Here is a 25,054-nt window from a genome sequence, read left to right as displayed (position 1 = left end):
GCGCGATTCATCGCGCGCCTTTGACCTTTACTGTCAACGTGCGCGATAAATCGCGTCGCTACGAGTACGTTTTACGGCAGTTGTGGACCCGCCTGCACCAACGCGGCCCCGGCAGCGTTGTCGGTGTATTTTTCGAAGTTGTTGATAAAACGCTGTGCCAGATCCTGTGCCGCTTCCTGCCATGTGTTCGGGCTGGACCAGCTGGCGCGAGGATCCAGAATCTCGTCGCTCACCTGGGCCAGGGTGGTGGGGATTTGCAGATTAAAGATCGGCAGCGTTTGCGTCTCCACATCATCCAGTTCACCCGCCAGAACCGCATTGATGATGGCGCGCGTCTCCTTCAGCGAAATACGTTTACCACTGCCGTTCCAGCCCGTATTCACCAGATACGCTTGTGCGCCAGCTACCTCCATGCGTTTTACCAGCACCTCGGCGTACTGCGTTGGATGCAGGGTGAGAAATGCGGCACCAAAACAGGCAGAAAAGGTGGGGGTCGGCTGAGTGACGCCGCGTTCCGTACCGGCCAGTTTGGCGGTAAAGCCTGACAGGAAATGGTACTGCGTCTGTTCTGGTGTTAAACGCGAGACTGGCGGCAGCACCCCGAAGGCATCGGCGGTGAGGAAAATCACCCGCTTCGCATGGCCCGCTTTGGAAACCGGACGCACGATGTTTTCTATATGCTCAATCGGATAGGAGACGCGGGTGTTTTCGGTTTTGCTGGCGTCGGCATAATCGACACTGCCATCACCGCGTACCACCACGTTTTCCAGCAACGCATCACGGCGAATCGCGTTATAGATCTCCGGCTCGGCCTGGGCTGACAGGTTGATGGTTTTCGCGTAGCAGCCCCCTTCAAAGTTGAAGACGCCGTCATCATCCCAGCCGTGTTCATCATCACCGATCAGTTGACGATCCGGATCGGTCGACAGCGTGGTTTTTCCTGTGCCAGAAAGGCCGAAGAATACCGCCACATCGCCGGATTTGCCCACGTTGGCTGAGCAGTGCATCGAGGCAATGCCTTTCAGCGGCAGCAGATAGTTCATGATGGCAAACAGGCCCTTCTTCATCTCACCGCCGTACCAGGTACCGCCAATCAACTGCATGCGTTCGGTCAGGTTAAAGGCGACAAAGTTTTCTGAATGCAACCCCTGAGCCTGCCAGTTCGGGTTAGTGCATTGAGCGGCGTTCATCACCACGAAGTCGGGCGTGAACTGTGCCAACTCTGCGTCGCTCGGGCGGATAAACATGTTTTTGACAAAGTGCGCCTGCCACGCCACTTCCATTACGAAGCGCACGCTGAGGCGCGTATCCGGATTGGCACCACAGAATGCATCGATCACAAACAGGCGCTTGCCCGATAACTGTTCAGTTACGCACTGCTTCAGCGCCTGCCAGGTTTCTGTTGAGAGTGGCTGGTTGTCATTCTTGCCTTCGCCGGTGTCGTTCCACCACAACGTGTCGCGCGTGGTGTCATCACGCACGATGTATTTATCTTTGGGGGATCGACCGGTGAAAATACCGGTATCGACAGCGATAGCCCCGCTTTGCGTCAGGATACCCCGCGCAAAACCTTCCAGTTCGGGGCGCGTTTCCTCCTGAAACAGAGTATCGAAATCAGGGTTGTACACCACTTCCGTAGTGCCATTGATGCCCAAAGCGGCAAGATCGTGCGATGTCAGGCCGTTAACGCGCATGTGAATGCTCCTCATCGGGGTCTGTTCTATTTGTAATTATGAAAGATGATCCTGCAGGTCGGCCCGGTCAGGGGCCGAGGATGATCGCGCGCAGTGTACCCGAGTTGGCGGGCCGGAAAAGGCTTGTCAGTCAGAAATGCGACTCAGGGCGTATTAAGCGGATAAATATGCCACTTATGAAACTAAAGTTAGGGAAAAGAAGGTAATTTCTTTGAAAATGAAGGGGATGTAAAAGGGCGGCTGGCCGCCCGGATAACCCTTAATGCAGTTGATCGCTGCTGCCCGTCGGCGTATTGCGGATGGCTGCGATATCGACCGCATCGTAAACGTAATGTGCGCCGCAATAGTCGCAGTGCATGTCGATCTCACCGTCTTCTTCGAGGATCTCATCGACCTCTTCAATCGGCAGCGTTTTCAATACTTCGCCGCAGCGTTCGCGTGAGCAGGTGCATTTGAAACTGACCGTGGTCGGATCGAACACCGTCGCTTCTTCCTGGTGGTAGAGACGCCACAGAACGTCAGTCGCAGACATCTCAATCAACTCTTCACTTTTCACGGTTTCGGTCAGGGTTGCCAGATGGTTGAAGTCGTCGAGATGTGGTTCCTGGGCAGGCAGTACCTGCAACAGGATACCGGCGGCACCTTTTTCATTGGTACGAATAAACAGGCGAGTCGGCAACTGCTCAGAACGCATAAAGTAATCTTCCAGACAACCGGCCAGCGTATCGGCTTCCAGACCGACGACGCCCTGATAACGCTCACCTTTCTCCGGGGAGATGGTGATCACCAGATAACCATTGCCAACCATCTGCTTCAGGCTGCTGCCAGGGGCGATCTCTTCCTTCACGCGAGCCACGCCGCGCAGCTCCTGACGGTTGTTACCGTTGATCACTGCCAGCGACAATGGGCCATCGCCCTGCAACTGCACGGTAATATCACCCTCGAATTTCAGCGTTGCGGTCAGCAGGCTGGTGGCCACCAGCAGTTCGCCCATCAGGTTTTTCACCGGCTCAGCGTAGTCGTGGTTTTCCACGATGTCGCGCCAGGTTTGGGAGACATTCACCAGCTCGCCGCGCACGGCCACATTTTCAAACAGATAACGATGCAGTTGATCTTGAACAGACATAGGTTTTCTCTCGTTGGGGCGCGAGTTATTCATCGCCCGACAATTTAAATTTCATCAGATCGCGGCGCTCCTTCTTATCCGGGCGGCGATCCGGGTGCGGCATACTGAGCGCGTTCATCTTGCGTGCCAGCGCCAGCTTTTCCCGTTTCTCAATGCTGACAGCCGTTTCAGCATACAGCGCCTGGGCTTCAGTGGCCGGGCGACGCTGATCGCTGATGGCGGTGATAATGACGGTGCGCTCATCATTGCCCTGACGTAGCGTCAGCTCTGCATCCAGCTCCACCAGCTTACTGGGTTTACTGCGCTGGCCGTTGTAATGCACCTTACCGCCTTCAATCATCTCGCGTGCGATGGCACGGGTTTTGTAAAAGCGCGCCGCCCACAGCCATTTGTCGAGGCGCACGCCTTCGCTGATTTTTTCTTTCATTGCGGCTCCTGATTTAACGCAGCGTCTCCAGTAGCTCCCGATAATCTCGCACTGCCGGATGACGGCTGAAAGATTGATCCGGCCGGCCTGAGTCCGGATTGCTGACGCCTAAACACCAACCGATGCCCCAACGCGTTGCGGCATCCAGAATCGGTTCGCTGTCGTCAATAAACAGCGTGCGCGCATTATTGAAGCCGGTTTGCTGCTGTACCGCTTGCCAGAGACGCTGGTCCTCTTTCGGATACCCAAAGGTATGGGTAGAAAGTAATAAATCAAGGTGGGCAGCCAATCCGGTCTGCGCCAGTTTGACGTCCAGATTGTAAGGATGGGCATTGGTCAGCAGGATGGTACGTTTTCCTGCCGCACGCAGAGCCTGCAAAAACGGCAGCGTATCCTCGCGCAAAGCGGCGCGATCGCGCTGTGCGAAGGTCATGGCGCGGATATCCAATGCCAGTTCCTGCGACCAATAATCCAGACAGTACCAGTTTAGCGTATGCGCAACGGCGTGATATTTTTCCCGAATCAGTTGATGCGCTTCGGTCAGCGTGATGGCGCGCTGGCGGCTCAGGGTTTCCGGGACATGTTCCAGCCAGAAGTGGCGATCAAAAGCGAGATCGAGCAAGGTGCCGTCCATATCCAGCAGCACGGTATCGATACCGGTCCAGTTAAGCGTAACTTGCATGTTTTTCCCCCGCCCTGAAAACAGGGCGACAGGGTAGCACAGAAGGGAAAGGCTCAGAACAGTGAGCGCACGCTCTGCATAGTACTGAGATTGTGGTTAAAACATTTGTCGTAGTATTGCTGAATCTCGGCCATCCGCAGGCGATTACGATGGACGCGACGCATCGCCAGCAGCCCATTAATCAATGCGCAACCAGCCAGGACCACCATCAACAAGGCGGTGCCGAGATAGCGCCACTGCGCCAGGGCATCTGGTTCATTATGCAGCGCGATATGACGGGTGCCATTGGCATCGGTGGTGATGCTGGTAATGATGCCGCTGGCGGTGAAGGGGGTGTGCAGCAGCATGCCGGACATATGTTGCAGCTCGCGCCATTGCGAGGGGGCATCCAGATCAAACAAGGGAACGGATGGCTGTGGCTGATTGACCAACTGACGACCTTCATCGCTGATGATCAGAAAACCACCCGGTGGCGGGCTGTTAAGGTTTTCCGCTGCGCGGCGTGTTTCACGCGAGAAGAAGGTGGAGGTAGCGGTATTAACCAGATTTTCCAACGCCTCAGCGCTAACCGGGCGCAGCAACACGTTCATGCCATTCAGGCGACCGGAATCCGCACGATGAATCAATGTATCCCAATCTTTCGCATTACCCAGATTGACCAGCGCGTTTTTCAGGCGCACGCAATCCTGCTGCTGGCTGCACAGGTCCTGGGTTTTTAACACCAGGTCGGAGAAATCATCCAGCAAAATCATCCCCGATTTCTGAATGGCTGAGGCGAGCTGCGGATTGAGTTTCGGATCGGTATTGGTTTCGGGATGCAGCTGACGTGTGGTGGTGTCGAGCAGTGCGGCTGCTTTATCGATAATATCGGACTGCGGTTGTGGCAGCGGTGTGGCGTTGTTCCAGTAAATAGCGGAGCAGTCGAACGGCATAAACGCGTAGCTGCGATTGCTTTGATAGTTGCCGGGCACAGAACACATGCCGGTGCCGCTGACCTTCAGGCTGTCACCAATATGCAGTGGCATCGCATTGAGTTTATCGACGCTATTCACTTCCAGACTTTCGGTGCCTTTGACCCAGGCAAGGCTGAGTTTGATCGGCATGCTGAGAGGTATCCAGCTTACCAACATCACCAACACCAGCAGCGAACCACAGGCCAGTACCAGATTCTTGCGCCAGCGCTGTACCGGGAAGTTACGAACTTCATCCTGTAACGACAGAAAGCGTCCCTGGCGTACCACCTGACGGTTCAGGTAAATATCGACATCCGTGACCTGGCCTAAATCATGCGCTACATAGGGCTGCCAGTGTGACGGGTAGATCAAATCGATAATGCCCAGAGAGATGTTGCTCTGTTCCTGATTTGACTCACCAAACAAACCCCAGCGTTTCGGTGCGCCGCGCAGGCAGTGCACCTCGCGCAGACCATTTTCGCCAGGGAAACGGTACAGGAACCACAGGCTGACGGCGATCAACGCGCTACCCAGCAGAACCATCCAGATCATCATGCTGCCGGGCAATATCAGACTGAGGAAGAACAACAAAAAGGCGAAACAGATGGTGGCGGCTTCGCGGGTGCCATCGGGGCGCGACAGTTGGTACTCTTCCGAAGTCTCTTTCCGTACGCGAAGTAACTCGACGTTTTCACTCTCTTCTTTGCGAATCGAAGCGTTGGTCGACATGGTTCGCACCAGCGGAGGTAGGGCGGGCTGCTCGACCACGTAATTCACCAGGGAATGGCCATTGAGTGAAATGACCAGCGGCATGGTCTGGGTGCGGATCAGTTCAACATAGTTTTCATCGGCAATGTACTGTTCCCACAGCGGTGGCAGATGAACTTCGACGGCATCCAGATAGTAGCGCCACTTTTGTGGATCATCGGTGGATAAACCATAACGGGTGATGGCGCGGGTGACGGGGTAGACGTTATTACTTTGCGCGGTCAGCGTCAGGCCTTCCGGTTCCTGCTGCTTTTTACCTGGCCGGGCTGCGGGCTGCTGACGCTGTTTTGTCAGGGCAGCAATATACTTTTCAACGGCAGCGCGTTCTTCATCGGTGAGTTTTCGGTAGGGCGGATTAATGAACGGCAGAGGTTTCGCCAACGGCGGACGATGCCGCATAGCGTACCAATAACCTATGCCCGCGAGCATGGAGCAAGCCATCACAATGGCCAAAATAATGATAATTGTGCTCATGCTCTGCTCAGTTCAGCCAAAAAACTGCCTTCACGTTAACGATCCGCTCCCGATGAATGATCAATACAGGTCAATTTTGGCGAGCTGATGTCATTCTGACAAGTGAAATGTCAGATAAAATAACGCGCAAAATCATTGAATTATAAATTATTAGATTATTCCTTAGTGGAATGTTATCGGGACTCCACTCAATTAAATATCGGTATTTTCTGAATTTCCCCTAGTGTCATTGACTTATTGTGAGAATTTTAATGCAGAAATAACAATATGTTGTTAGTACCCGTTAGCAAATATATGACAGCATAGTTTACCTGCGCTGTTTGTCGCACAATTGTTTGGGCTTCGGTATGCTGTGCCGATGCTGGCATTATCGCATCACAAGGTTGTGTAAAGTTTGAGGTTGATATGAAAACTCCACAGAAAAAACCTGACATCCTCAACGTCGAGACGGTGGCTCGCTCCCGGTTATTTACCATTGAAGCTGTCGATCTCGCTTTCAGTAATGGCGCGCGGCGGGTGTATGAACGGATGAAACCGTCCGAACGCGAGGCGGTGATGATTGTGCCGATACTTGGCGATGACGTAATCCTGATTCAGGAATATGCTGTTGGACTGGAAAGCTATGAGTTGGGATTCCCCAAAGGGTTGATTGATCCCGGTGAAAGCGCGTTTGAAGCGGCGGATCGCGAGTTAAAAGAAGAAGCGGGGTTCGGTGCCGCTAAACTGGAAACGCTTGGCAAACTGACCATGGCGCCCTCTTATTTCTCCAGCAAAATGAACATTGTGGTGGCGGAAGGCTTGTATGAAGAAAAGCTGGAAGGGGATGAACCTGAGCCGTTGATTGTGCGTCGCTGGCCGCTGAATAATCTGTTGGCGTTGCTTGATGAGCCTGATTTTCGTGAAGCCCGTAATGTCAGCGCGCTGTTTATGGTGCGCGAGTGGCTGGTGAAGCAGGGGCGTTTGACTTATTGAGGAAGGTGTCATCTGTAGCGGCGCGATTTATCGCGCCAGTTTGATTCGATGACCATAAAAAAGCCGGCAATCTATGCCGGCTTTTTCGATCAGAACAATTCGTGACTTTGTCCGTTGTCCATGATGGTGGTGCCCACGTCATGCACCGAGTATTCCGTCGGCTGGGTGCCGTTGATGAAATACTCCTGACGCGAATTACCGCCGCCATTGGCTAACTTGCCGGTGCTGCGATCAATGGTCACTGTCACCACGCCATCAGGTGGTGTGAGCGGTTGATCCGGCACACCATCCAGCGCGATTTTCATATACGCATCCCACGCCGGTTGCGCACTCTTCGCGCCACCTTCATAGCCAGAAATCTGGTCCGGGATAGCACCGGAAACGGTGGTGCGGCCCAGCGCGCGTGAATCATCAAAGCCGATCCAGACCGAGGTCACCACACCTGGACCATAACCGGAGAACCAGGCGTCTTTCGAGCTGTTGGTTGTACCGGTTTTGCCACCGATGTCGTTACGTTTCAGATCACGACTGGCGCGCCAGCCCGTTCCCATCCAACCCGGTTCACCAAAAATGTTGGTGTTCAGGGCGCTTTTAATCAGGAACGACAGCGGTGTGTTGATCACATGCGGCGCATACTGCTGGTCGCCTGCCGGTTGCGGCTGAGCGGGTACTTGCTCCAGCTCAGGCTGCGGCACGGTCTGGTTTTGCGCCTGATTAGACACCGCAACGTTTTCAACGCTTTCTTCGTTCAGGGCGAGGGATTTCTGCGTGTCGCCATAAATCACGGGCAGATTGCACTGCGGGCAGGCGATCTTCGGTTTGGCTTCAAACACCGTGGTCCCCTGTTCATTCACAATTTTGGTGATGAAATAGGGATCAATCAGGAAACCACCGTTTGCCATCACCGAGTAGCCGCGCACCACCTGCATTGGGGTGAACGAAGCTGCACCCAGCGCCAGCGATTCGGTATGCATAATATTCTGCGCCGGGAAGCCGAAACGTTGCAGATACTGTGCAGCGTAATCAACGCCCATCGCACGCATGGCACGCACCATTACCACGTTTTTCGACTGGCCTAAGCCCTGGCGCAGACGAATCGGTCCGTCATAGGTTGGCGGCGAGTTTTTCGGTCGCCAGTCGGTGCCGGCACCCGCATCCCAGCGAGAAATTGGGACATCGTTGAGAATTGACGCCAGTGTCAGACCACGGTCCATCGCTGCGGTGTACAGGAATGGTTTAATGTTGGAACCGACCTGACGCAGTGCCTGGGTAGCGCGGTTAAACATGCTCTGATTAAAGTCAAAACCACCCACCAGCGCGCGAACCGCACCGTCTTCAGGATTGAGCGACACCAGTGCGGAGTTCACCACAGGTACCTGACCCAGCCACCAGTCGTTGTCGACTTTGCGCACCCAAATCTGCTGACCCGTCTGCAACACCTGCGACACGCTACGCGGCGTAGGGCCTTGCAGCATGTCGGATTTGTAAGCACGCGCCCAGCGCACACCTGCCATCGTCAGTGACACGCTGCTGCCATCTTTCAGCATCGCAGTGGCTTCATCATTGCTGACGTTGGTGACAACCGCCGGGTTAAGTGGGCCGTACAGCGGCAGGTCTTTCAGGGCATTCTGAATGCGGGTTTTATCCCAACTGGCTTCACCCACTTTCCACAACACGTTGGTGGGGCCGCGATAACCGTGGCGCATGTCATACGCCATCACGTTATTGCGTACCGCCTGCTGTGCCGCTTCCTGTAAACGACGCGTCACGGTGGTGTAGACCTTGTAACCATCTTCGTAGGCACTGTCACCGTAACGTTTCACCATTTCCTGACGCACCATCTCACTCAGATAAGGTGCAGCAAAGGCGATTTCCGGGCCGTGATAGCTGGCCGCCAGCGGGGTGTTACGGGCGTCGTCGTACTGCTGCTGGGTGATGTATTTCTGATCCAGCATACGCGACAGCACCACGTTACGACGCGCCAGCGCACGTTGGTGCGAGTAAAGCGGGTTGAAAGTGGAGGGCGCTTTCGGCAGACCGGCAATCATCGCCATCTCACTCAGCGACAGTTGATCGACTGACTTGCCAAAATAAACCTGAGCGGCAGCACCGACGCCGTAGGCGCGGTAACCGAGGTAAATTTTATTGAGGTACAGCTCGAGAATCTCATCTTTGCTCAGCAGCTGTTCGATGCGAATCGCCAGAAACGCTTCCTTAATCTTACGCATCAGTGTGCGTTCCGGACTGAGGAAGAAGTTACGTGCGAGCTGCTGGGTAATGGTACTGGCACCCTGAGAGGCATGGCCGGACACCAGCGCAATGCTGGCAGCACGGAAAATACCCACTGGATCAACGCCATGATGCTCGTAGAAACGGCTATCTTCGGTGGCAATGAACGCTTTGATCAGCTCAGGCGGCATTTGTTGCAGGGTGAGCGGCACACGGCGTTTTTCACCGTACTGGGCGATAAGCTCGCCATCCGCACTGTAAACCTGCATCGGGGTTTGCAGGCGCACATCTTTTAATGTGTTCACGTCGGGCAACTGCGGCTCTATGTATTTGTACAAACCATAAATCGAGCCGGCTCCCAGCAAGATGCAACACACTGCAAGGATTAATAAATACTTTACGAACTTCACCTGAGATTTCCCATCTGTTGTCGTTTGGGCAGTTTATAAACAATCGCGCGGTAGTATAAAGGCAAGCCTGACGCTTTGATATACCCGGCATACTTCAAGTCCTCCAGGGGACGACTTTTGAGACAGGCGCACTGCCCCCTGACGGCTAACCTGAGAGTTTAGGCAGCAGCGCCCCTCCGAGGATACGAGATATTTCAGCTATTTACCTCTAACGATAAGGAGATCGCGCGCATGGCTTTTCAGCGCTGGCAAATTGGCCTGGATATTCAGAATGGGAAATTTTGTGCGGTGGCGATCCAGCGCCGCCGCCTGGGTTGGCAGCTCAGGTCCTGGCAACAGCAGACGCTGCCTGAAGATACGTTGAAGAATGGCGTGCTCCAGTCATCCCCCGCGTTATTGGCGGCGCTGAAGCAGTGGCGATGTCAGTTGCCAGGTCGATATTCATTGCGCATTGGCTTGCCGCCACAGCTGGTTCTGCAACGCTCGTTGCCGCTACCTGACGTCACGCTACGTGAACCGGCGCTAAATCGTTATGTTCAGGCATCGGCGCAGCGCTTATTCCCGGTAGAACCGGCATCGTTGGCTCTGGATTATCGTGCATCTTCTTCATCAACCCAGTTATGCATCACTGCGGCACGGCGTGAAGTGATCACACAATGGCTCGAACCATTGCAGCAGGCCGGTTTGCAACCTGATGTGTTCGAATTAAACAACCTCGCACTGGCACAGGTGGCATGGCGTTTACCTTTGCGTCATCAGCAATTATTGATTCACCCATTAACCGACCACTGGCTGTGGTATCTGGCAGGCTCTACGGCTACTTCGGGGGCGAGTACGGAACCCCTCTCTCTGGCGTATTTGCAAGCGACATTTCCAGAGATGGAATCCGCGTTAAGTACCACACCCATGACGGGATTCACCGCGGTTCAACCCTTTTCGCTGCTGCATTATTTGCAGTTACCCCTCCCGGACAACGAAGGGGATTACACTCTCGCACTCGGTCTGGCATTACGCCCGGAGGATGCCTGATGCTGACAGTTAATCTACTTCCCTGGCGTCTCCAACAGTGGCGGCGTCAGCGTCAACAGAGCCTGATGTTCCTGGCGAGTGGTTTTGGTATCAGCCTGCTGATTTTACTGCTGTGTGGCTGGCGCGGATATCTTGTCAGTCAGCAGCACCAGGCTGAGCAACAACAACTCGCACAACGACTTGGCGAGCTTGATCAACAGCTAAGTGATCAACAGCGGTTGCGGCTGCAACGTGATGCTTTAATACAAACGCAACGCCAGCAACAGACGCGGCAATTGCAGCATTTGGCCTGGCAGCAGTTCTGGCAGCAATTACCCGAACTGATGCCGGAAACGTTGTGGCTGAGCCGCATGGAGCGCAGGCAAGGGCAACTGGTGCTGGAAGGGCTGGCGTCGAGCATGGCGGCGATTGGCGATTTTCGCCGCCTGCTGGCGAAAGTGCCACTGTTCCCGGTGATTCGTCAGGGGAACGTGCAGCGTCAGCCAGATGGCCATTACCGTTTTACCTTACGCGCACAGGTGGTGGAGGTGAAAGGTGAATGAAGGGCTTAAGCGCCTGATGCATCTGGCGCTACCGTGGCGTGCCGCCTTGCTGTTGGCGTTGCCACTGCTGGTTTTGGCGCTGGGGTGGTTGGTGGTGCTATTACCGCAACAGCAGACGCGTGCCGGGCAAGAGCGCCAATTGGTACAGCAGGCACAACTTGAGCAGCAGCGCTTGCAACAACTTGCGTTGCATCCGACCGTTGCTGAGTTGCTGGTTGAGATCAGTGAGCTGCAACAACCTGCCACCTTCAGTCCACCCCAATTACTTGAAACTCTACTGGCGGCAAGGGGAACGCAACTGGAAGCCTGGCAGCCGGAAAGCCAGCCGCAGCATATTGTCCTCAAACTGAACTGGCAGCAATTTACGCCGCTGTTTGCTGAACTGGCGCATACGGCGTTGCCCGTGCCGGAACGTTTTCAACTTCAGGCAGATCAGGGAACGCTGATGACGCAACTTTGGCTGGAGAGCCGCGATGAGGGTTAGCGTGCTGCTGTGTTTCCTGTTGGGCAGTCCAGCGGTACTGGCGCGGGACCCTTTCCAACCGATGGCACCTGTATTCTGCCAGTCCACGATAGACCCACCGCAAGGGTGGCGGTTGCAAGGCATCGTCGGTATCCCTGATCACTATGTTGCCTGGCTGCGCTCACCACAGGGTAAAAATGTCAGATTGGAGCAACAGATGCAGTTGCCCCAAACGCCCTGGCGTGTGCAACACCTCACGGCACGCTCATTACTATTGCTGGCTGAACAGAGTTGTTCACCACAGCAAATACAGTTTCGTATAAAAGGAGGTTTCTATGTCACGGAAGACGCTATGGATGCTGGTGGTGCTGTGTCTGAACGCGCCATTGCACGCCAGTGAACAGAAATTGAGTCTGGTTTTTGACGATGCCCCAGTTGAAAACATTTTTCAGGCGCTGGCGGATTATCAGCAAACTAATTTGCTGATTGCTCCGGGGGTTGAAGGGCGGCTCTCCCTACGACTGGAAAATGTCGACTGGCAACGTGCTCTGGCGCTGGTTGCCCGACTGGCGCGACTGAGCGTGGTACAGGAAGAAGACGTGCTGCTGGTTTATCCGGAAAGCTGGCAGCAGTGGCAGGCGCAAAAAATCCAGGCGGAACGTGAGGAACAACAGCAACATATCGCATTGACACAGCAGACGGTCACTTTTTATTACGCCAATGCCAGTGATGCTGCACGTAGCTTGCAAACCGAGCGTTCGCTAATGACCTCGCGCGGCAGTGTCACCGTGGACAGCCGCACCAACAGTTTGTTGCTGCGCGACACGCCCGAGGCGTTGCAGAACACCGTAAGCTGGCTAAAAGCTCTGGACCTGCCACTGGAGCAGGTCGAGTTATCAGCCCATATCGTGACCATCAGCGAGGAGCATTTGCGCGAGCTGGGGGTAAATTGGGGGATCTCACCGGCGGAAGAGGTCACGCAAGCCCTGCGTAATCCGCAGTTGGCGATTCCGCTGGCGGTAAGCAATCCCGCCTTTCGCATGGGGGTGACACTGGGACAGGTGGGAGGTGATTTGCTCAATCTTGAACTGAGTGCGCTGGAGCAGGAAAGCCAGATTGAAATCATCGCCAGCCCACGGCTTTTTACCTCGCATCAGCAAACCGCCACCATTAAACAGGGAACTGAAATTCCTTATGAGGTGAAATCCGGTAACAGCGGTGCGACTGCCATCGAATTTAAGGAGGCGGTCCTGGGTATGGAGGTGACGCCGGTGGTACTCGGCAATGGCCGTATTCAGTTAAAACTTCGCCTGAGCCAGAACATGCCGGGCCGCAGTATCAACACGGGTGAGCATCAAACCTTAAGTATTGATAAGCAGGAAATCGACACCCAGGTCACGCTGCGTGATGGTGAAACCCTGGCTCTGGGGGGAATTTTTCAGCAGCAGCGGGCGCAAAACGAAAATCGCGTCCCCTGGCTGGGTCAGTTACCGGTGGTGGGAAATCTTTTTCGTCATCAAACGGATGAGCGGAAGAAAAAGGAACTGGTGATCTTCATTACTCCCAGACTGGTCAGGGAAGCAGCGCTTACGACCGGATAAAGAGGAAAATTCGCTCTGTGATGCCAACTGCGTTGACGCAGGACAGGAATTAGCTTACAAGGTTTAGCGATTTTTAAACGGTGTAACGGAACGCGACAAAAAATCTCCCGATGGGCGTCAGTCACAAGCGATACTGGCGTCAGATGAACATATATCCTGAAGTTCAAGGGGTAGCGGAGGTGCGTTACCGTCTCGCGAACCACAGACCGGTCCTGTTATGAGGTCGCCGGGGGCAATTTATTCGGTTGCCAAACGGCCATGAGTGTTGAGATAATTTTTCGTCTGACTCTTGCTAACGCTCATGAGGTCTCAGTTCCTGTCCCGCCAGCAAAAGCTGAACGCGGGGTATCATCAACGAATTCTTAGTAATACCGACAAAATGGCAGAGAAACGCAATATCTTTCTGGTTGGGCCGATGGGTGCCGGCAAAAGCACTATTGGTCGTCAGTTAGCTCAGCAACTCAATATGGAATTTTTCGATTCCGATCAGGAAATTGAGCGACGTACCGGAGCGGATGTGGGCTGGGTGTTTGACGTTGAAGGCGAAGCGGGTTTCCGCGATCGTGAAGAAAAGATTATCAATGAACTGACCGAGAAGCAGGGCATCGTGCTGGCTACCGGTGGCGGTTCCGTCAAATCCCGAGAAACCCGTAATCGTCTCTCCGCCCGCGGTGTGGTCGTCTACCTCGAAACCACCATCGAAAAGCAACTTGCTCGTACGCAGCGTGATAAAAAGCGCCCATTACTGCAAGTTGACTCGCCGCCGCGTGAAGTACTGGAAGCGCTGGCAGACGAACGCAACCCGCTTTATGAAGAGATCGCTGATGTCACTATCCGCACTGACGATCAAAGTGCAAAAGTAGTGGCAAATCAGATCATCAATATGCTGGAAAAAAGTTGATCCAGCGCCTGAGGGCTAAGTCATAGGTATCGGTCATCATGGAGAAGATCACTGTCTCGCTCGGGGATCGTAGTTATCCCATCACCATTGCTGCCGGGCTGTTTAACGATCCGGCTTCTTTTTGGCCGCTGAAAGCCGGTGACAATGCGATGCTGGTCACCAACCAGACGCTGGCGCCGATCTATTTGCAGAAGCTGTCGGCACTGCTGAGTGCAGCAGGGGTGAAAGTGGATCAGGTGATCCTGCCCGATGGTGAGCAGTATAAAACGTTGGCGGTGATGGATGAGGTGTTTACCGCCTTGTTGCAGAAGCCGCATGGCCGCGATACCACGCTGATTGCGCTGGGCGGTGGTGTGATTGGTGATCTCACCGGTTTCGCTGCGGCCAGCTATCAGCGCGGCGTGCGTTTTATTCAGGTACCGACGACCTTGCTTTCTCAGGTGGATTCTTCCGTTGGTGGTAAGACCGCCGTTAACCATCCGCTCGGCAAAAACATGATAGGCGCGTTTTATCAGCCTGCCTCCGTGGTGGTTGATACCGATTGCCTTGCCACACTGCCGCCGCGTGAACTGGCGTCAGGCCTGGCGGAAGTGATCAAATACGGCATCATTCTTGATGGTGATTTTTTCCAGTGGCTGGAGCAAAATCTTGATGCTCTGCTGGCGCTGGATGAAAAAGCCATGGCTTACTGTATTCGCCGCTGCTGCGAGCTGAAAGCCGAAGTCGTGGCCGCTGATGAACGTGAAACCGGTCTGCGCGCGTTGCTGAATCTGGGCCATACTTTTGGTCATGCCATTGAAGCCCATATGGGTTACGGCAACTGGCTGCACGGTGAAGCGGTTGCCGCAGGCATGGTGATGGCTGCGCGTACCGCTGAACGTCTTGGTCAGTTCAGTGCGGCGGATACTGATCGCATCATTGCGTTGTTGCTGCGTGCCGGTTTACCAGTGCATGGTCCGGAAAGCATGGCGGCGGAAGAGTATTTGCCGCATATGATGCGTGATAAAAAAGTACTGGCGGGCGAACTGCGTCTGGTGCTGCCTCTCGCTATCGGTCGCTCTGAAGTGCGTGCAGGCGTAGCACATGATATGGTGCTGGCTGCAATTAACGATTGTCAGAAATCATTATAATACCCGCCGGGTAAAGAAAAGAGTGGTGATGCGGCGCGTCGGATGCGTGCCGTTTTACGGAGGAGGCTAAATGGATGAGTTTAAACCGGAAGACGAGTTAAAACCTGATGCCAGTGACCGTCGCCCCACACGGCCCCGCAAATCGTCGTCTGCGCCAAAAGTAAAAGTACCGGTTTCCCGTCAGCATATGATGATGGGTATCGGGATTCTGGTTCTGTTATTGCTGGTACTGGGTATTGGTTCGGCACTGAACGGCCCGGATGAAAGCAAGCCAGCGAATACCGCAGGAAGTAACAGCCCAGCTCCGGCTTCTGGCGGCGCGGAAAAGAATATTGATCTCTCCGGTTCCACCTCCATGAGCGGCCAGCAGAACACGACGCCAGCGCCGGAAGGCAGCGCGTCACAACCCGCCGCGAATGCGCCAACCGCTGACAACGGCTCACAATCCATCACTATGCCTCCTGTGTCATCAACGCCGACGCAGGCTGCACCGGTAGACACGCCGGCGAATCAGCAACGTGTGACCCTGCCAGGCGATCTCAATACTGCACTGAATAATCAGCAGGGCCAGGTGGATAGCGCAGCACAGGGTGCGCAGGGCAACAGTTCATTGCCTACGGCTCCCGCGACGGTAAGCGGCAGTGGTAAAGCCATTTCCCCGCCGATCGCGCGTGAAGAAAAGCCGCGTGCCAGCAGCCAGCGTGAAACCCATACCCCAACGCATAAAGCCCCGACGGCCAGCAAGCCAGCCGTACGCGAGAGCAAACCGCAGTCGACAGTCACGCATAACGCCGCACCGGTCAGCAGTGGAGCCAGTAAGTCTCTGCCTGGCGGTAACTATACGTTGCAGCTGAGTGGCGCTTCGAAAGCGGAAAGCCTGAATGCCTGGGCGAAGAAACAGAATCTGAGCGGCTATCATGTGTATAAAACCACCCGTAATGGTCAGCCCTGGTATGTGCTGGTAAGTGGCTCCTACGCTACCCCCGCAGATGCCAAACGTGCAGTCTCTTCGCTGCCTGCCGAAGTGCGCGCGCAGAACCCGTGGGTGAAACCCCTGAGCCAGGTGAAAAAAGAAAGCGAGTAATCATTGTGGGGCCGCGTCACTGTGGCCCCGTTTTAAGCGCAAAGCTGCTGTCGGTACCGCCACAGCCAATAATTAAGATGTAATAACCACGACAGCATGAAAAAAAATCGCGCTTTCCTGAAATGGGCCGGAGGGAAATACCCGCTCCTTGATGACATTCGTCGTCACTTGCCGCAAGGCGACTGCCTGATTGAGCCATTTGTTGGTGCCGGTTCTGTGTTTCTCAACACGGATTATGACCGTTATCATCTGGCTGACATCAACAGTGACCTGATCAACCTGTACAACATCGTCAAAACCCGCACCACGGAATTTATCGACGATGCGCGTAAGTTATTCACACCGGAAGTCAACAACGCAGAGTTCTACTACGCGCAGCGGGTGGCCTTTAACGCCAGTCGTGATGTGTATCAGCGCGCCTTGCTGTTTCTGTATCTCAATCGTCACGGTTATAACGGCCTGTGCCGCTACAATTTGCGCGGTGAGTTTAATGTGCCTTTTGGCCGTTATCGCAAACCTTATTTTCCGGAAGCGGAACTGCTGTGGTTTGCTGAACGGGCGCAAAAAGCCACTTTTGTCTGCGAATCGTACGATGTTACTCTGAACCGCGCACACAAAGGCTCGGTGGTGTATTGCGATCCGCCGTATGCGCCCTTGTCGGCGACGGCCAACTTTACTGCCTACCATACCAACAGCTTCAGTATGCGCGAGCAGCAGCATTTGGCAGAACTGGCGGGCCAGCTGGCAAAAGAGAATCAGATTCCGGTATTAATTTCCAACCACGATACCCTGCTGACGCGTGAGTGGTATCGGAATGCGGTATTACATGTTGTTAAAGCCCGGCGTTCCATCAGCCGAAGCATAAGTGGTCGCACTCAGGTTGACGAACTGCTGGCGCTTTTCCGCTAGCCTGTTTCGTCCGCGACCAACGCATTACGCCAGCTCGTGCTGGCGCACAAAATTGGGAGAATCGGATGAAACAATTTTTACTGGCCCCTTCAATCCTGTCTGCTGACTTTGCCCGTCTGGGCGAAGACACCGCCAAAGCGCTGGCGGCAGGCGGCGATGTGGTGCATTTCGATGTGATGGATAACCACTACGTTCCCAATCTGACGATGGGGCCGATGGTGCTGAAAGCATTGCGCGATTACGGCATCACCGCACCGATCGATGTGCATCTGATGGTTAAACCGGTGGATGAACTTATCCCGGCCTTTGCCAAAGCCGGTGCCAGCTACATTACTTTTCACCCCGAAGCCAGCCAACATGTTGACCGCACGCTGCAACTGATCAAAGAACACGGTTGTAAAGCGGGTCTGGTGTTTAACCCGGCAACGCCACTCAGCTATCTCGATTATGTGATGGATAAGCTGGATATCATCCTGCTGATGTCGGTTAACCCTGGCTTTGGCGGTCAGTCTTTCATTCCCGGTACGCTGGATAAACTGCGTCAGGCGCGTCGTCTCATTGATCAGAGCGGCTACGATATCCGTCTGGAAGTGGATGGCGGTGTGAAGATCGACAACATCGGCCAGATTGCCGCAGCCGGTGCGGATATGTTTGTCGCCGGTTCCGCCATTTTTGGTCACCCCGATTACAAAAAAGTGATCGATGCGATGCGCAGCGAACTGGAGAAGGTAAATGGCTCATTTCACTGATATTCGCGCCCTGGCGTTTGATCTGGATGGTACGCTGGTGGACAGCGCACCGGGACTGGCCCAAGCCATCGATCATGCCCTGGGTGATTTGCAGTTGCCGCCGCCAGGTGTAGCGCGTGCCTCAACCTGGATTGGTAACGGTGCCGATGTGATGATGACCCGTGCGCTGACCTGGGCACTGGGCCGCGAACCGCAGGAAAATGAACAGCGTGATGCGCGCACGTTGTTCGATAAGTATTACGCCGAAACCGTGGAAGCGGGCAGTACGCTGTTCCCCCAGGTAAAAGCCACACTGGCAAAATTGGCAGAAAAGGGCTTGCCGCTGGCTATCGTCACCAATAAACCGACGCCGTTTGTTGCCCCTCTGCTGGCTTCGCTGGGCATCGCTGACTACTTCTCTCTGATTATTGGTGGCGATGATGTGGTAGTGAAAAAACCGCATCCGGCAGCGATTTTCCTCGTACTGGGACGATTTGGTGTGTTGCCACAGCAATTGCTGTTTGTTGGCGATTCACGCAATGATATCCTCGCAGCCCAGGCAGCAGGCGTACCGAACATTGGCATGACCTTTGGTTACAACTACGGCGAACCCATCGCCAGCAGCCAACCCGATTTAACACTCGACTCTTTTGACGAACTTTTGCCCGCACTCGGGCTGTGATTATCAGGATATAAGCATGAGCAAACCCATCGTTTTCAGCGGCGCCCAGCCTTCCGGTGAACTGACCATTGGCAACTACATGGGTGCGCTGCGTCAGTGGGTGCAGATGCAGGATGATTTCCACTGCATTTACTGCATCGTCGATCTGCACGCCATTACCGTTCGCCAGGACCCCGCCGCGCTGCGTAAAGCGACGCTGGATACTCTGGCGCTGTATCTTGCCTGTGGCATCGATCCGAACAAAAGCACCATCTTTGTTCAGTCGCATGTCCCGGAGCATGCTCAGCTGAGCTGGATCCTCAACTGCTACGCCTACTTCGGTGAGTTGAGCCGCATGACGCAGTTCAAAGACAAATCTGCACGTTATGAAGAGAACATCAATGCCGGTCTGTTTGACTATCCGGTGCTGATGGCGGCCGATATCCTGCTGTATCAGACCAATCAGGTCCCGGTGGGTGAAGATCAGAAGCAGCATCTGGAGCTGAGCCGCGACATCGCCCAGCGTTTTAACGCGCTGTATGGCGACATCTTCAAAGTGCCGGAGCCCTTTATTCCGAAATCGGGTGCACGCGTAATGTCGCTGCTGGAGCCGACTAAGAAGATGTCGAAATCCGACGACAACCGTAACAACGTGATCGGCCTGCTGGAAGATCCGAAATCGGTGGTGAAGAAAATCAAACGCGCGGTGACCGACTCTGAAGAGCCGCCAGTGGTGCGCTACGACATCAAAGAGAAGGCCGGGGTATCGAACCTGTTGGATATTCTCTCGGGTGTAACGGGCAAACCCGTCCCGGAACTTGAGCAGGAGTTCGAAGGTAAGATGTATGGCCACCTGAAAGGCGCCGTTGCTGATGCGGTTTCAGGCATGCTGACCGAGTTGCAGGAGCGTTACAACCGCTACCGCAATGATGAAGAGTTCCTCAATCAGGTGATGCGTGATGGTGCGGCCAAAGCCCGAGCACATGCGCAGGAGACGCTGAAGAAGGTATACGAAGCGGTTGGCTTTGTTGCTCAGCCATAAGCGCTAACGCAGCAAAGGTGAAACGGCGGGCCATGAGGATCCGCCGTTTTTGTTTCTCAGAACCAGCGTAGCCGATCGCGCAGTCCGACCACGCGACCGACAATAATCAGCGCCGGGCTGGTAAACTGCTGCGCCAGCGCGGCCAGTGCACCCAGCGTGCCGGTGGCAACGCGCTGCTGTGGGGTGGTGCCGTTTTGCACCAGCGCTACCGGCATCTCCGCGTCCATGCCATGTGACATCAATTGGCGCTGGATCTCAGGTGCCTGCGTCAGACCCATATAAAACACCAGCGTTTGCTGCTCGGCGGCCAATTTTTGCCACTCAATGTCGCCATGCTGCTGCAAATGGCCGGTGACAAAACGCACGCTCTGCGCATGATCGCGGTGGGTGAGCGGAATGCCGCTGTAAGCCGCACAACCCGATGCTGCGGTAATCCCTGGCACCACGCTAAACGGGATATGATGCTGCGCCAACACCTCCAGCTCCTCGCCGCCACGACCAAAGATAAAGGGATCGCCACCTTTGAGGCGCACCACGCGTTTACCACGCTGCGCCTGCTCCAACAGCAACTGATTAATTTCCGCCTGCGGCACACAGTGGTGACCGGCGCGTTTGCCGACAAAAATACGCTCCGCATCGCGTCGTACCAGATTGAGTATCGGATCGGATACCAAACGGTCATACACCACCACATCCGCCTGCTGGATATGTTGCAGGCCTTTCAGCGTCAGCAGTCCCGCATCGCCAGGCCCGGCACCGACCAGCACCACCTCACCTTGTTGTGACAGCGGCGCATCAAACAGCGTCTCGACCAGCGCCTCCGCGCGGGGATGATCACCGTTTGCCAGCGTTTGCGCCAGACGATCGCTGGCAAAGAAGCGTTCCCAAAAATGACGACGCTGAGCGATGCTGCTAAAGCGATTTTTCACCCGTTGGCGCAGTGAACCGGCCAGTGTAGCCAGTTGGCCCAGATGCTGTGGCAGCATCGCCTCCAGCTTCTCTCGCAACAGACGAGCCAGCACCGGTGCGCGACCACCGCTCGATACGGCGATCATCAACGGTGAACGGTCGACGATGGAGGGCATGATGGCGCTGGCCTGCTCAGGGGCATCGACCAGATTGCAAAAGATACGGCGAACTTCGGCGGCTGCGCCCACCTGTTGATTCACTGCATCATCGTTGGTGGCGGCAATCACCAGCCAGCAGTCTGCCAGCCACTCTTCAGTGAACGCGCCTTGCCATAACACCACTTTCCCCTGTTGTTCCCACTGTAAGAAAGCAGGGGAAAAATCCAGCGCGCCAACGTGCAAATCAGCACCGGCCTCCAGCAGCAAGCGTGCTTTGCGTTCCGCGACATCACCGCCGCCGACCAGCAAACAACGTTTGCCCTGAAGACGGCAAAACAGGGGAAAGTAATCCATAGCTCATCCTAAAAGAGTGCTGCTGTGATCCGTAGCGTCGCGATTTATCGCGCCGCTACGGACATTGGTGTGAAAAATATTATGCGGATTTAAGTTCTCTGGTCTGGGATGCTGCCCGTGGTCGTTGTGCCTGCGGCGTGGCGTACCAGTAACCAAGCCCCATCAGCACCATGCCGGAGAACATATTACCCAGCGTTACCCACAACAGGTTGTGACCGATACCCGCTAAAGTCAGGTCGGCATTATGCTGACCAAACCAGGACAACGCAAAGAGCGTCATATTCGCGACAGAGTGTTCATAGCCAGAGGCGATAAAGGCCAGCAGACACCACCAGATAGCGAGGATCTTTGCCGTCCCCTCGGTGCGAACTGCCATCCAGATCGCGAGGCAAACCAGCCAGTTACACAACGCACCCTTAAAGAACAATGCGCTGGCGGTTTGCGTGGTTTTCGCCAGAGCCGCGCTGTGGATCAATGAACCCGCATTGGGCAACAGCGCGCCCGCCGCGTAGTAATACATCAACGCTACGGCCACCGAACCGATCAGGTTGCCGAGCCAGGTTTGCGGCAGAATACACCACATCTGACCGGCGCGAATGCTGCCTGCTTTGACGCCAATGGTGAGGAACATGGTGTGACCGGTAAACAACTCCGAACCGGCGATGATGACCAGCGTCAATGCCAGGCCAAAGGTCGCCCCCATAATCAGTGGTCGCCAGGCCGGATCGGCGAGATTGCCCAGAGTGAAGATCAGGATAATCGCCAGCCCGACGTAGGCACCTGCCATCGCAGCACTGATCCAGAAGGCCAGTGGATTGTGTTGGGTGGTGCGCGCAATGCGCGCCGCATTGGCGGCGCATTTTTCCAGGGTGTCAGTAAACATAGTCATGTCTCAGAAAGTAAAAGAATTTTTTCAGACGCAGATTTCAACCCGGCCTTGGCTGACGCGCACCGGATAGCTCGCCACTGACCGCGCTTCATCCTCAAGACACAACCCGTCGCTCAGGCGGAAACGTTGTTTTTTCAGCGGGCTGGCAACCCATAGCGTCTGCTGATGCTCAGCAATGATGCCGCGCGACAATACGCTGGCTGCGGCAAAGGGATCGATGTTGCTCAGGGCAAACAGTTGCTCATCATCGTGGGGACGGAAAATGGCGATTTGTTGCCCTCGCACCAGTGCGCATACGCCAGTGGCGGGCAGAATTTGGTTAAGTTCACATACGGCATGCCACTGGCTCACAGGTCGGCCTCCTCAATCAGGTTAACGGCAATGCGTTCGGCAGGGCGCGCCGGGCGATGTTGATCGCGCAGGTTGATATTCTGTATCAACGGATCGCGTTGGCTGCTGTTGATAAAGGTGGCGAAGTGCGCCTGCGGCTTCGCATCCCTGACCGTTGCGGCCCATTCGCATTCCACCAGGCTGCGCAGACGCGTAATTTCGCTCTCCAGTTGGCTGTTCAGGGCGAGCTTGTCATCGACGATGACGCTGCGCAGATAATCAATGCCGCCTTCCATATTTTCCAGCCATACCGAGGTTCGTTGCAGGCGGTCAGCGGTGCGGATGTAGAACGTCATAAAGCGGTCCAGATAATGTAGCAGCGTGTCACGATCGAGGTCAGCGGCCAGCAGGTCGGCATGGCGTGGTTTCATGCCGCCGTTGCCGCAGACATACAGGTTCCAGCCTTGTTCAGTGGCGATCACACCAACGTCTTTGCCCTGGGCTTCAGCGCATTCGCGTGTGCAACCGGAGACGCCAAACTTCATTTTGTGTGGGGTACGGATGCCTTTGTAGCGGTTTTCCAGTTCGATGCCGAAGCCAAGGCTGTCACCGACACCGTAGCGGCACCAGGTGCTGCCAACGCAGGTTTTCGCCATACGTAACGCTTTAGCGTAGGCTTGCCCGGTTTCAAAGCCTGCGGCGATCAGCTGTGTCCAGATAGCCGGAAGATCGTCGCGCTGTGCGCCGAACAGGCCAATACGCTGTGAGCCGGTGATTTTGGTGTAGAGATGGTACTGACGCGCCACTTGGCCAATTGCCATCAACCCATCCGGGCTGATTTCCCCGCCGGGTGAGCGCGGGATCACTGAGTAGGTACCGTCTTTCTGGATATTGCCGAGGAACAGATCGTTGCTGTCCTGCAAGGGGGTCAGTTGTGGCTGAAGGATGTGCTCATTCCAGCAGGAGGCCAGCAACGAACCGATGGTGGGTTTACACACCTCACAACCATAACCCTGCCCGTACTTCGCCAGTAGCGCGTCGAACGAAGTTATCTCTTCCACGCGGATCAGGTGGTACAACTCCTGGCGTGAGTAAGGGAAGTGAGCGCACAGATGGTTTTTCACCTCGACACCCTGACGGCTCAGCTCGGCATTCAACACTTGGGTGATCAGTGGAAGGCAGCCACCGCAACCGGTTCCTGCGCGGGTTTCTGCCTTGAGTGCTGCCACGGTGTGACAGCCTTTTTTCACGGCGCTAACAATATCGCCTTTGCTGACGTCGAAGCAGGAGCAAATCTGTGCGTTATCAGGCAGTGCATCGACCCCAATGGCCGGTTTTTCACCGCTACCTGCGGGCAGGATTAGCAACTCAGGGCGCGCTGGCAGGGGGATTTTATTCAGCGCCAGTTGCAGCAGGTTGCCGTAGTCGCTGGTGTCACCCACCAGCACCGCGCCGAGCAGGGTTTGGTTATCTTCGCTGACGATCAGGCGTTTGTAGATGGATTGTTGTTCGTCGAGCCAGACATAGCTGCGTGCGCCTGGCGTGCGGCCATGCGCATCGCCAATGCCACCGACATCTACCCCCAACAACTTGAGTTTGGCGCTCATATCGGCACCGGTGAAGGCATTGTCGCGGCCCAGCAAGGTATCGCTGGCTACCTGGGCCATTTTGTAGCCTGGTGCCACCAGGCCAAATACCTGATTCTGCCATGCCGCGCATTCGCCGATGGCAAAGATGGCCGGGTCGCGAGTCTGACAGCGATCATCAATGGCGATACCGCCGCGTGGGCCGAGTGGCAGGCCACAGTGCTTCGCCAGTTGGTCCTGCGCGCGAATGCCGGTCGAGAACACAATAAAATCGACGTCCAGCGAGCTGTTATCCTTGAAGCGCAGCGTTTTACCCCCGTGGCTATGGTGGACAATTTCGTGCGTATTCTTACCGGTGTGCACCTGTACGCCCATCTGCTCAATCTTACGGTGCAACTGTTCGCCACCCTGATGATCGAGCTGTTCTGCCATCAGCACTGGCGCGAATTCGATCACATGGGTTTCAATACCGAGAGTTTGTAATGCGCCAGCGGCCTCCAGTCCGAGCAGGCCACCGCCAATCACGGCCCCGCGTTGACTGTGCTGTGCACAGGCTGCAATGGCATCGAGGTCTTCGATGGTGCGATAAACAAAGCAGTCGCTGCCATCCGCTCCCTGAATCGGGGGGATCCACGGGTAAGAACCGGTAGCGAAGATTAGCGTGTCATAGGGCACAACACGGCCAGTACTGGAATGAATCCGTTGCTTGTCGCGGTCAACAGCAATGGCGCGCTCACCCAGCAGCAGGTTGATCTGATGTTTTTCGTAGTAGCCTGCACTGACCAGCGAAAGCGCTTGCGCGCTGTGGTGGGTGAAATAAGCGGACAAATGGACGCGATCATAGGCGACCCTCGGTTCTTCACAAAAAACGGTGATGGCAAATTGACCGGGTTCTGCCTTATCAATTAATTCTTCTATGTAGCGGTGGCCGACCATGCCGTTGCCAATAATGACGACCTGATATTTGCTCATATTTTCCCCAAAACGAAGGTGTATGCGGCTA

At 55.1% G+C, this 25,054-nt stretch carries 23 protein-coding genes; 13 read left to right on the top strand and 10 right to left on the bottom strand.

Annotation, left to right across the window (positions count from 1 at the left end):
* Positions 1 to 71: 71 nt before the first annotated feature.
* From pckA to AC6I8N_RS18795, 5 genes are all read right to left on the bottom strand, one after another.
* Positions 72 to 1,694: a phosphoenolpyruvate carboxykinase (ATP) gene (gene pckA / locus AC6I8N_RS18815; protein ID WP_497829677.1), complete on the bottom strand. Its 1,623-nt coding sequence runs from the start codon at positions 1,692 to 1,694 to the stop codon at positions 72 to 74.
* Between the two features lie 259 nt (positions 1,695 to 1,953).
* Positions 1,954 to 2,820, bottom strand: a complete 867-nt coding sequence (gene hslO / locus AC6I8N_RS18810; RefSeq protein ID WP_208724316.1) for an Hsp33 family molecular chaperone HslO — start codon at positions 2,818 to 2,820, stop codon at positions 1,954 to 1,956.
* Positions 2,821 to 2,845: 25 nt separating this feature from the next.
* Positions 2,846 to 3,247: a ribosome-associated heat shock protein Hsp15 gene (hslR, locus tag AC6I8N_RS18805; protein WP_021184851.1), complete on the bottom strand. Its 402-nt coding sequence runs from the start codon at positions 3,245 to 3,247 to the stop codon at positions 2,846 to 2,848.
* A 13-nt stretch (positions 3,248 to 3,260) separates the two neighbouring features.
* A complete protein-coding gene (yrfG, locus tag AC6I8N_RS18800) occupies positions 3,261 to 3,929 on the bottom strand; it encodes a GMP/IMP nucleotidase (RefSeq protein WP_021184850.1) in 669 nt (222 codons plus the stop codon).
* A 53-nt stretch (positions 3,930 to 3,982) separates the two neighbouring features.
* A complete protein-coding gene (locus tag AC6I8N_RS18795; RefSeq protein WP_208724314.1) occupies positions 3,983 to 6,124 on the bottom strand; it encodes an intracellular growth attenuator family protein in 2,142 nt (713 codons plus the stop codon).
* Between the two features lie 405 nt (positions 6,125 to 6,529).
* Here AC6I8N_RS18795 and nudE point away from each other — a divergent pair, with 405 nt between their 5' ends.
* On the top strand, positions 6,530 to 7,096 hold the full coding sequence (nudE, locus tag AC6I8N_RS18790) for an ADP compounds hydrolase NudE (protein WP_021184848.1): 567 nt from the start codon (positions 6,530 to 6,532) through the stop codon (positions 7,094 to 7,096).
* Positions 7,097 to 7,185: 89 nt separating this feature from the next.
* On the opposite strand, the gene mrcA is transcribed toward nudE, so the two are convergent.
* On the bottom strand, positions 7,186 to 9,735 hold the full coding sequence (mrcA, locus tag AC6I8N_RS18785; RefSeq protein WP_208724312.1) for a peptidoglycan glycosyltransferase/peptidoglycan DD-transpeptidase MrcA: 2,550 nt from the start codon (positions 9,733 to 9,735) through the stop codon (positions 7,186 to 7,188).
* Between the two features lie 231 nt (positions 9,736 to 9,966).
* On the opposite strand from mrcA, the gene pilM reads away from it, so the two are divergent.
* The 12 genes from pilM (at position 9,967) to trpS (ending at position 19,825) form a co-directional block, all read left to right on the top strand.
* The gene (pilM, locus tag AC6I8N_RS18780) at positions 9,967 to 10,764 is read left to right on the top strand and encodes a type IV pilus biogenesis protein PilM (protein ID WP_497829676.1); all 798 of its coding nucleotides are present in this window, start codon (positions 9,967 to 9,969) and stop codon (positions 10,762 to 10,764) included.
* Positions 10,764 to 11,306 (top strand): PilN domain-containing protein, encoded by a 543-nt coding sequence (locus AC6I8N_RS18775; RefSeq protein ID WP_208724310.1) that lies wholly within the window; start codon positions 10,764 to 10,766, stop codon positions 11,304 to 11,306. Before pilM ends, AC6I8N_RS18775 begins: the two co-directional genes overlap by 1 nt.
* The gene (locus AC6I8N_RS18770; RefSeq protein ID WP_497829675.1) at positions 11,299 to 11,790 is read left to right on the top strand and encodes a HofO family protein; all 492 of its coding nucleotides are present in this window, start codon (positions 11,299 to 11,301) and stop codon (positions 11,788 to 11,790) included. Before AC6I8N_RS18775 ends, AC6I8N_RS18770 begins: the two co-directional genes overlap by 8 nt.
* Entirely contained in the window at positions 11,780 to 12,169 is a 390-nt protein-coding gene (locus AC6I8N_RS18765) for a HofP DNA utilization family protein (RefSeq protein ID WP_208724308.1), read from the top strand. The genes AC6I8N_RS18770 and AC6I8N_RS18765 overlap by 11 nt, the downstream gene beginning before the upstream one ends.
* Positions 12,105 to 13,370, top strand: coding sequence for a DNA uptake porin HofQ (hofQ, locus tag AC6I8N_RS18760; protein ID WP_497829674.1), 1,266 nt, complete (start codon positions 12,105 to 12,107; stop codon positions 13,368 to 13,370). Before AC6I8N_RS18765 ends, hofQ begins: the two co-directional genes overlap by 65 nt.
* 379 nt (positions 13,371 to 13,749) lie before the next feature.
* Entirely contained in the window at positions 13,750 to 14,271 is a 522-nt protein-coding gene (aroK, locus tag AC6I8N_RS18755) for a shikimate kinase AroK (protein ID WP_021184842.1), read from the top strand.
* 38 nt (positions 14,272 to 14,309) lie between these two features.
* Positions 14,310 to 15,401, top strand: a complete 1,092-nt coding sequence (gene aroB / locus AC6I8N_RS18750; RefSeq protein ID WP_021184841.1) for a 3-dehydroquinate synthase — start codon at positions 14,310 to 14,312, stop codon at positions 15,399 to 15,401.
* 70 nt (positions 15,402 to 15,471) lie between these two features.
* Entirely contained in the window at positions 15,472 to 16,485 is a 1,014-nt protein-coding gene (locus AC6I8N_RS18745; protein ID WP_208724306.1) for an SPOR domain-containing protein, read from the top strand.
* Positions 16,486 to 16,581: 96 nt separating this feature from the next.
* Positions 16,582 to 17,394: an adenine-specific DNA-methyltransferase gene (gene dam, locus AC6I8N_RS18740; RefSeq protein WP_497829673.1), complete on the top strand. Its 813-nt coding sequence runs from the start codon at positions 16,582 to 16,584 to the stop codon at positions 17,392 to 17,394.
* Positions 17,395 to 17,459: 65 nt separating this feature from the next.
* Positions 17,460 to 18,143, top strand: a complete 684-nt coding sequence (gene rpe, locus AC6I8N_RS18735) for a ribulose-phosphate 3-epimerase (RefSeq protein ID WP_021184838.1) — start codon at positions 17,460 to 17,462, stop codon at positions 18,141 to 18,143.
* Positions 18,127 to 18,804, top strand: coding sequence for a phosphoglycolate phosphatase (locus tag AC6I8N_RS18730; protein WP_021184837.1), 678 nt, complete (start codon positions 18,127 to 18,129; stop codon positions 18,802 to 18,804). The genes rpe and AC6I8N_RS18730 overlap by 17 nt, the downstream gene beginning before the upstream one ends.
* A 16-nt stretch (positions 18,805 to 18,820) precedes the next feature.
* Positions 18,821 to 19,825 (top strand): tryptophan--tRNA ligase, encoded by a 1,005-nt coding sequence (gene trpS / locus AC6I8N_RS18725; RefSeq protein ID WP_021184836.1) that lies wholly within the window; start codon positions 18,821 to 18,823, stop codon positions 19,823 to 19,825.
* 56 nt (positions 19,826 to 19,881) lie between these two features.
* On the opposite strand, the gene cysG is transcribed toward trpS, so the two are convergent.
* The 4 genes from cysG to nirB all read right to left on the bottom strand — a co-directional run bounded on the left by cysG (position 19,882) and on the right by nirB (position 25,023).
* A complete protein-coding gene (cysG, locus tag AC6I8N_RS18720; protein WP_415173672.1) occupies positions 19,882 to 21,246 on the bottom strand; it encodes a siroheme synthase CysG in 1,365 nt (454 codons plus the stop codon).
* A gap of 79 nt (positions 21,247 to 21,325) precedes the next feature.
* Complete coding sequence (gene nirC / locus AC6I8N_RS18715) at positions 21,326 to 22,129, bottom strand: nitrite transporter NirC (RefSeq protein ID WP_497829672.1); 804 nt, start codon at positions 22,127 to 22,129, stop codon at positions 21,326 to 21,328.
* 30 nt (positions 22,130 to 22,159) lie between these two features.
* Positions 22,160 to 22,486, bottom strand: coding sequence for a nitrite reductase small subunit NirD (gene nirD / locus AC6I8N_RS18710; protein WP_021184833.1), 327 nt, complete (start codon positions 22,484 to 22,486; stop codon positions 22,160 to 22,162).
* On the bottom strand, positions 22,483 to 25,023 hold the full coding sequence (nirB, locus tag AC6I8N_RS18705) for a nitrite reductase large subunit NirB (RefSeq protein ID WP_497829671.1): 2,541 nt from the start codon (positions 25,021 to 25,023) through the stop codon (positions 22,483 to 22,485). Before nirB ends, nirD begins: the two co-directional genes overlap by 4 nt.
* Positions 25,024 to 25,054: the final 31 nt, after the last annotated feature.

This window comes from Pantoea sp. X-Soil-TKNS-1279 (genome assembly GCF_059730565.1).
Note: the sequence above shows the minus strand (reverse complement) of the source record. Positions and strands in the feature narration are given on the sequence as shown.

What these genes read in the sequence shown, in the direction of transcription:
- pckA (WP_497829677.1), bottom strand. Translation starts at nt 1,694, where the DNA reads ATGCGCGTTAACGGCCTGACATCGCACGATCTTGCCGCTTTGGGCATC.
- hslO (WP_208724316.1), bottom strand. Translation starts at nt 2,820, where the DNA reads ATGTCTGTTCAAGATCAACTGCATCGTTATCTGTTTGAAAATGTGGCC.
- hslR (WP_021184851.1), bottom strand. Translation starts at nt 3,247, where the DNA reads ATGAAAGAAAAAATCAGCGAAGGCGTGCGCCTCGACAAATGGCTGTGG.
- yrfG (WP_021184850.1), bottom strand. Translation starts at nt 3,929, where the DNA reads ATGCAAGTTACGCTTAACTGGACCGGTATCGATACCGTGCTGCTGGAT.
- AC6I8N_RS18795 (WP_208724314.1), bottom strand. Translation starts at nt 6,124, where the DNA reads ATGAGCACAATTATCATTATTTTGGCCATTGTGATGGCTTGCTCCATG.
- nudE (WP_021184848.1), top strand. Translation starts at nt 6,530, where the DNA reads ATGAAAACTCCACAGAAAAAACCTGACATCCTCAACGTCGAGACGGTG.
- pilM (WP_497829676.1), top strand. Translation starts at nt 9,967, where the DNA reads ATGGCTTTTCAGCGCTGGCAAATTGGCCTGGATATTCAGAATGGGAAA.
- AC6I8N_RS18775 (WP_208724310.1), top strand. Translation starts at nt 10,764, where the DNA reads ATGCTGACAGTTAATCTACTTCCCTGGCGTCTCCAACAGTGGCGGCGT.
- AC6I8N_RS18765 (WP_208724308.1), top strand. Translation starts at nt 11,780, where the DNA reads ATGAGGGTTAGCGTGCTGCTGTGTTTCCTGTTGGGCAGTCCAGCGGTA.
- hofQ (WP_497829674.1), top strand. Translation starts at nt 12,105, where the DNA reads ATGTCACGGAAGACGCTATGGATGCTGGTGGTGCTGTGTCTGAACGCG.
- aroK (WP_021184842.1), top strand. Translation starts at nt 13,750, where the DNA reads ATGGCAGAGAAACGCAATATCTTTCTGGTTGGGCCGATGGGTGCCGGC.
- aroB (WP_021184841.1), top strand. Translation starts at nt 14,310, where the DNA reads ATGGAGAAGATCACTGTCTCGCTCGGGGATCGTAGTTATCCCATCACC.
- AC6I8N_RS18745 (WP_208724306.1), top strand. Translation starts at nt 15,472, where the DNA reads ATGGATGAGTTTAAACCGGAAGACGAGTTAAAACCTGATGCCAGTGAC.
- dam (WP_497829673.1), top strand. Translation starts at nt 16,582, where the DNA reads ATGAAAAAAAATCGCGCTTTCCTGAAATGGGCCGGAGGGAAATACCCG.
- rpe (WP_021184838.1), top strand. Translation starts at nt 17,460, where the DNA reads ATGAAACAATTTTTACTGGCCCCTTCAATCCTGTCTGCTGACTTTGCC.
- AC6I8N_RS18730 (WP_021184837.1), top strand. Translation starts at nt 18,127, where the DNA reads ATGGCTCATTTCACTGATATTCGCGCCCTGGCGTTTGATCTGGATGGT.
- trpS (WP_021184836.1), top strand. Translation starts at nt 18,821, where the DNA reads ATGAGCAAACCCATCGTTTTCAGCGGCGCCCAGCCTTCCGGTGAACTG.
- cysG (WP_415173672.1), bottom strand. Translation starts at nt 21,246, where the DNA reads ATGGATTACTTTCCCCTGTTTTGCCGTCTTCAGGGCAAACGTTGTTTG.
- nirC (WP_497829672.1), bottom strand. Translation starts at nt 22,129, where the DNA reads ATGTTTACTGACACCCTGGAAAAATGCGCCGCCAATGCGGCGCGCATT.
- nirB (WP_497829671.1), bottom strand. Translation starts at nt 25,023, where the DNA reads ATGAGCAAATATCAGGTCGTCATTATTGGCAACGGCATGGTCGGCCAC.